Source organism: Micromonospora sp. KC721 (assembly GCF_004348355.1).
Classification (GTDB): Bacteria; Actinomycetota; Actinomycetes; order Mycobacteriales; family Micromonosporaceae; genus Micromonospora.
Genome location: NZ_SMJY01000296.1, coordinates 1 through 5,099, shown reverse-complemented (window position 1 = coordinate 5,099; position 5,099 = coordinate 1). Strand labels below are relative to the sequence as shown.

Below are 5,099 nucleotides of genomic sequence, written 5' to 3'. Positions count from 1 at the left end.
GGTTCGGGCTGGACCTCGGCCGGGGCGGGGAACGTGGCGGCCATGTCGCGGATCACCTCGTCGGAGATGAAGGAGAACCGCACCCGGGCCGGTTCAGGCTGGTCATCCAGCAGGACGTAGGCGACGCCCTTACCCGAGAGCGGGATCTGATCGGCGAGGGCTCCGCGGTCGCGGGCGCCGTCACCGAGGAGCAGATCGACGTGGCCACGTTCGGTTAGGCCGAGGGCGATGCGGGTGGGGAACAGGTCCCGAACGGTCACGACTTCCTTGCGGGGGTCCTGGGTGGCGGCGACGACCAGAACACCCAGGCCGGCGCCCTGGGACAGCAGCAACCCCAGCGATTGCGCGATCCGGTTGCGGATCTCGCTGTCAGGCAGATACGCCAGCAGGGCGGCGATCTCATCGATGACGACGACGATCAACGGTTCATCCACCGTCGGCGTGTGGACCCGGGCCTTGCCCCGCAGGATCTGCTGACGCGCCCGCATCCGAGCCACAGCGTCATCGAGGAGGTCGGCCATGCGGTGCCAGTCGTCATCGACGTAACGGGAGAACAACGGCCGCCCGATCGCCAGTTCCATGCCGCCCTTCGGGTCGATCGCCCACACCCGCACCAGGCCCGAGCGGATACCGGCGGCAAGCGAACGGATGAGCGACCAGATCACCGAACCCTTGCCCATTCGGGTCGCGCCACCGATGAGGACGTGGGTGGCGAGCAGCCGCAGGCAGTAGACGGCCAGGTCCTCCCGCAGCCCGAGCGGCAGCGCCGTGAAGTCCGGCCGGGTTGGCACGGGCAGCGGGGAGACGACCCGGGTCAGTGGGTCACGGCGGATGAACACCAACCACACATGACGCGGCCGGTCCCGGAAGCGGACCCGGTCGACCATGCGCAGCAGCCACGCGAGGCGGCCCGAACGGTGCGGAGCGGCGGTGCGACGACCGGAGAACACCCGGCAGTGACGGGTACCGAACGAGTACGCCAGATCCCGCGCCGCCTTCTGGTACACCTCCGGGTTCTGACCCTTCGGCATCCGCACCACCAGCTCATCGGTGGCGTAGGAGCAGCGCACCGACAGCAGCGCCGGGACCTTCTCGCCACCGTCGTACTTCTTCACCAGCCCACACAGCGACATGACCTCGTGCCACTGACGCCGATACACCCACAACCGCCGCCACCACGACACCAACCGCAGAACGACCAGGCGGTGGAACGAGTCCCGGGCACGCCACCACCACACACCGCCCCCAGCGGCGAGCACGCCGAGGACCAGGAGGTGGGGCCACCACCCGTGATCCCCGTAGACATCGACGGCGACTAGGACCAGGGCGACGACCGGCCAGGCCCGCCAGCGCTTCACCGCGAACCCGGCGAGACGCACCACCGCCACGACCAGGCGGAACAACAGGAACAGGCCGGTAGCCGTCCACACCACCGGCCACGGCGCGGTGATCTGGAACCGGCGGAAATTGACCAGCGGAGCGCGCACCATCACGCCACCGCCTTGCGGGAGTGCTGCTCGGTCCACGCCTCCGCGCAGACCTTGTGCACCGGCTTACCGGCAGGACTCCGACAGATGGCCGGCTTCCCGCAGATCACACACGGAACCGGATCGCCGGCACCCGCGCCGCGCGTCCAGTCCAGAGAAGTTGGCATGATGAACCTGCCCTTCCAGGCCGAGAGGAATTTGGTAAGGGCAGCGGGGCGGTCAAGCTTTCCTAGGGCCGAGACCGCCCCGCGTACCACGAGAGATCAGGCCGCCACCTTTACGGCCGACGCCGACAAGGACTCCTGCGCCTCAGCGATGACACCCGCGAGACGGTCCAACTCCGCGCGGGGCAGGAACACCGCCACCTGCACGCCGTGGTCACCGAGCAGTACCACCACCCGGTTGTCGTCCGGGTGCGACCGGAACGACAGCGACGTGTCGGGGTCGATGTGCACACCCGCCGACAGGTACGGGGCGGCGCTCATCAGGCAGCCTTCCCGCGCGACTCCGCCAGGGTCTTCGGCGCCACCAGCGCGGACGCCCGGTACGAGAACGCCAGCCGCCCGTTGCTACCCACATACGGGGTCACCGTCAGGTTCTCGAACTCCACCGGCTGGAACGGCCCCACCGGCGGCACCGGCTGCACATCCGACAAGATCTTGATCGACACCTCACGCGACCGCGACCCCAACTCCGGGTCCATGTCCATCACCCGGCACTGCCACACCCGCTGACCCGTCAACTTGTCCTTCGACGGCGTCCGCTGCCGCGTCGCCTCGTTGAAGTCCTGCGCCTCCGCAATCGAGTCCGGCACGAACACCGCACCATGCGGGAACACCGCCTCGAACGGCACCGAGAACCGCGTACCACCCCTGAGGGCCATCGTTTCCTCCTGTTGTTGATGTCTTCTTGACGGCGGTAACCGTCGGAGCTGAAACCGACTGTACTAGTGCGACCTAGTTCAGTCTAGTCCTAACCTCTGATCGACTTTGCGGGAGTTCTAGGTCGCTCTGGGTAAGCTGTCCCCGTGGGAGAGGTGAACCCGAACGACCCGCGGCCTCCGTACGTGCAGATCGCGGATGACCTGCGGCGCGCGGTGCAGAACGGCGAGTACGAGCCAGGCGCAAAGCTGCCGTCCGGCCGGGAGCTGGCGAAGCAGTACGGGGTGGCGTTGATGACCGTCACCGGAGCCATCGGCCTGCTTCGGGATGAGGGTCTGGTCGAGTCCTGGCAGGGACGGGGAGTGTTCGTCACCGGCCAGCAGCATCGGCCGGCACCTGACGTGTCGGTTCGGTTGGCCGAGCTGGCGGACATCGTGGAGAAGCAGAGTGCGGACCTGGCCGACCTCCAGGCGCGCGTTGCTGCGCTGGAGGGCTCCCGCCGTACCAAGCGCTGAGCTTCGCTTGCTGTCTTTGGCATGCCGCCATGACAGCGCGTGAAAGACGGTTGCCGACAGGGTGACCAGCGATCAACCGTCGTTCATTCCATTCACAGGGCTACGGGGAGGGCCGCCGGTGAACCAGGACCGGGAACAGTTGTCCGAGGAACACGCCGCTTTCGTCGCGGAGCTGCGTCACTGGCGTGAGGTCGCGGGCTACTCCCAGAAGGCCCTTGCCGGGCTGGTGGGTTACACCCCCTCGTACATCAGCAAGGTCGAAGGCGGCACCATCGTTCCGAGCCGAGACTTCGCGGAGAGCGCCGATCGGGGGTTGAAGGCCGGGCAGGCACTCATCCGGCGTTGGCGTGACCTTCACGCTGCGACGCAGGCTCATCCGGCACCCACTCAGCGCCGGCCCGAGGCAGCGGTGGCCGACCCCCAGACCGCACCAGGTACGGCGCTGGTGGTGGAGCACGAGCACGCCGAACTCACGTTGGCCGACGGTGTCTACCGCACACGGGTGCGCCGGTTGCTGCGTAACGTCGGGACCGAGCCGGTCACCCGTTACCTGGTTCGCGTTGCGGTCGACCGATACCCCGGTGATCCTGAGCGCTCGAACCAGCTATACCGAAGCGACCCGCTCACCTGGGAGGAAATCAACCTCACCGCACAGTGCGCAGGCGAGCCGATGGCGTGGACGATCATGCACGACCGGGACGCCTTCAAAGAGGTCTGGTTGCAGTTCGAGAACCAGGATGGCCGCTTCCCGCTCTACCCGGGCGAAGAGCGCTGGATCGAGTACGTCTACACCGTCTCGGCGCACAAGTGGGGGCCATGGTGGCAGCGCGCTATCCGGCTGCCCACCCGGCGCCTGAGCCTGTCTCTCACCCTTCCCGCGGACCTTGATCCCGTCGCATGGGGTACGGAGACGTCGATGACCGCCGAGCCGTCGGCCTTCCGTACGCCGATCACGAGGGACAGCGACGGTGAGACCGTCACGTTCACCTGGGCGACCACCGAGCCGCCCTTGCACACGCGGTTCCGCATCGCGTGGCGTTTCAAGGCAGCAACCGCGAAGGAGGACCAGGTGGACACGCTCGCCCCGAGCGATCAAATGCAGCAGATCGGGATCGTGCAGGAAGGCGATCCGGTACTGACGACTGAAACCCGCCGGTTCGACCTGCCGGCCGAGTCAGAGGATGCCCGCCGGGTCATCGCGCAGTTGTCCTCCACGATGGAGCGGGCCGCGCAGGTACATGAGTTCGCCAAGGGCATGGGCATCGCGGCGCCGCAAGTCGGGATCAGCCGGAACGCCAGCCTCGTGCGGACCCCGGACGGCCAGGTCATCACCTTGTTGAACGCAAGGGTAATCGCGGAAACTCCCGACACCGACGAGCAGTACGAGGGATGCCTGAGCTTCTTCGACGTCCGGGGGATGGTGCCCAGGCCCCGCGGCATCGAGGTCGAGCACCAGGACATCGACGGCACCACCCGCATTACCGCGTTCACCGGCGGAGTCGCCCGTCTGGTGCAGCACGAGATCGACCACGTGTACGGCATCCTCTACCGCGCCAAGATGCGCGACGGTGTGTCTCCCATCCCCGTGTCGCAGTACAAGGGCACTGGTAAGGCGTGGTCTCAGTAGGGGAGAGGCGGGAGAGGGCGGAGTCGGCCGTACGTGGGCGTAGAGCGCGCGGCTGATGACGTACCAGGACAGCGGGAGGAATCCGTAGCGGGCTGGCGGGGGTGCCCACGGCAGCTTGTGCCGGACGGGACGCCGATGCCAGCGGCCGGGGGTTGGATGTCGTCGCGGGGTGGAAGGTGCCGCGGCGGTTGGTGGTGTCGTGGTGGCCTTGGTCGGCTCGGAGCTGCCTGTGATCTGTTGCCGAATTGGCCTGTACTTAGATCAAGGCGCTCCGCGCGGCGCGGGCCGGGGCGCGGCAACCGGCTCCTACGGAGCCGCCGCCCCGGCGCCACTGCGCCGGGGCGGAAAGTCAGCCGGCCCGAACCCCACGCCCCGCCCCGCGCGTCACCCCTGGGTCAGCAAGGTGACCCGGTGACGAGTCCCGAAGGTCGACCGGGACCAGGACGACAACGTCTCCCTACCGTCTCTTCCTACCCGTGACGTCTCACCGCGGACCGGTCTGCGGTCGGTCGAGTCGAGTTGCCGAATGGAATCCGTCGGCTGCTCTCGGGTCCGAGGTGGGGAAGGGGTGAGCGGGAGGGAGGGGCGG

General features: G+C 67.8%; 5 protein-coding genes. 2 read left to right on the top strand and 3 right to left on the bottom strand.

Going from position 1 to position 5,099, the window contains the following annotated elements; translation table 11 throughout:
• From E1182_RS29075 to E1182_RS29065, 3 genes are all read right to left on the bottom strand, one after another.
• A partial coding sequence (locus E1182_RS29075; RefSeq protein WP_132270923.1) for an FtsK/SpoIIIE domain-containing protein occupies nt 1-1,490 on the bottom strand: 1,490 nt, incomplete at its 3' end.
• Between the two features lie 260 nt (nt 1,491-1,750).
• Nucleotides 1,751-1,972: a hypothetical protein gene (locus tag E1182_RS29070; RefSeq protein WP_132270922.1), complete on the bottom strand. Its 222-nt coding sequence runs from the start codon at nt 1,970-1,972 to the stop codon at nt 1,751-1,753.
• Nucleotides 1,972-2,370 carry a transcriptional regulator gene (locus E1182_RS29065; protein WP_132270921.1) on the bottom strand — a complete coding sequence of 133 codons (399 nt, stop codon included), beginning with the start codon at nt 2,368-2,370 and terminating at the stop codon, nt 1,972-1,974. The genes E1182_RS29070 and E1182_RS29065 overlap by 1 nt, the downstream gene beginning before the upstream one ends.
• Before the next feature lie 144 nt (nt 2,371-2,514).
• Here E1182_RS29065 and E1182_RS29060 point away from each other — a divergent pair, with 144 nt between their 5' ends.
• On the top strand, nt 2,515-2,883 hold the full coding sequence (locus E1182_RS29060) for a GntR family transcriptional regulator (protein WP_207921564.1): 369 nt from the start codon (nt 2,515-2,517) through the stop codon (nt 2,881-2,883).
• A 118-nt stretch (nt 2,884-3,001) separates the two neighbouring features.
• The gene (locus E1182_RS29055) at nt 3,002-4,510 is read left to right on the top strand and encodes a peptide deformylase (protein ID WP_207921563.1); all 1,509 of its coding nucleotides are present in this window, start codon (nt 3,002-3,004) and stop codon (nt 4,508-4,510) included.
• Nucleotides 4,511-5,099 lie beyond the last annotated feature (589 nt).

Bases quoted from the DNA above. Each gene is read 5' to 3' on its own strand.
- E1182_RS29070 (WP_132270922.1), bottom strand. From the start codon at position 1,972: ATGAGCGCCGCCCCGTACCTGTCGGCGGGTGTGCACATCGACCCCGAC.
- E1182_RS29065 (WP_132270921.1), bottom strand. From the start codon at position 2,370: ATGGCCCTCAGGGGTGGTACGCGGTTCTCGGTGCCGTTCGAGGCGGTG.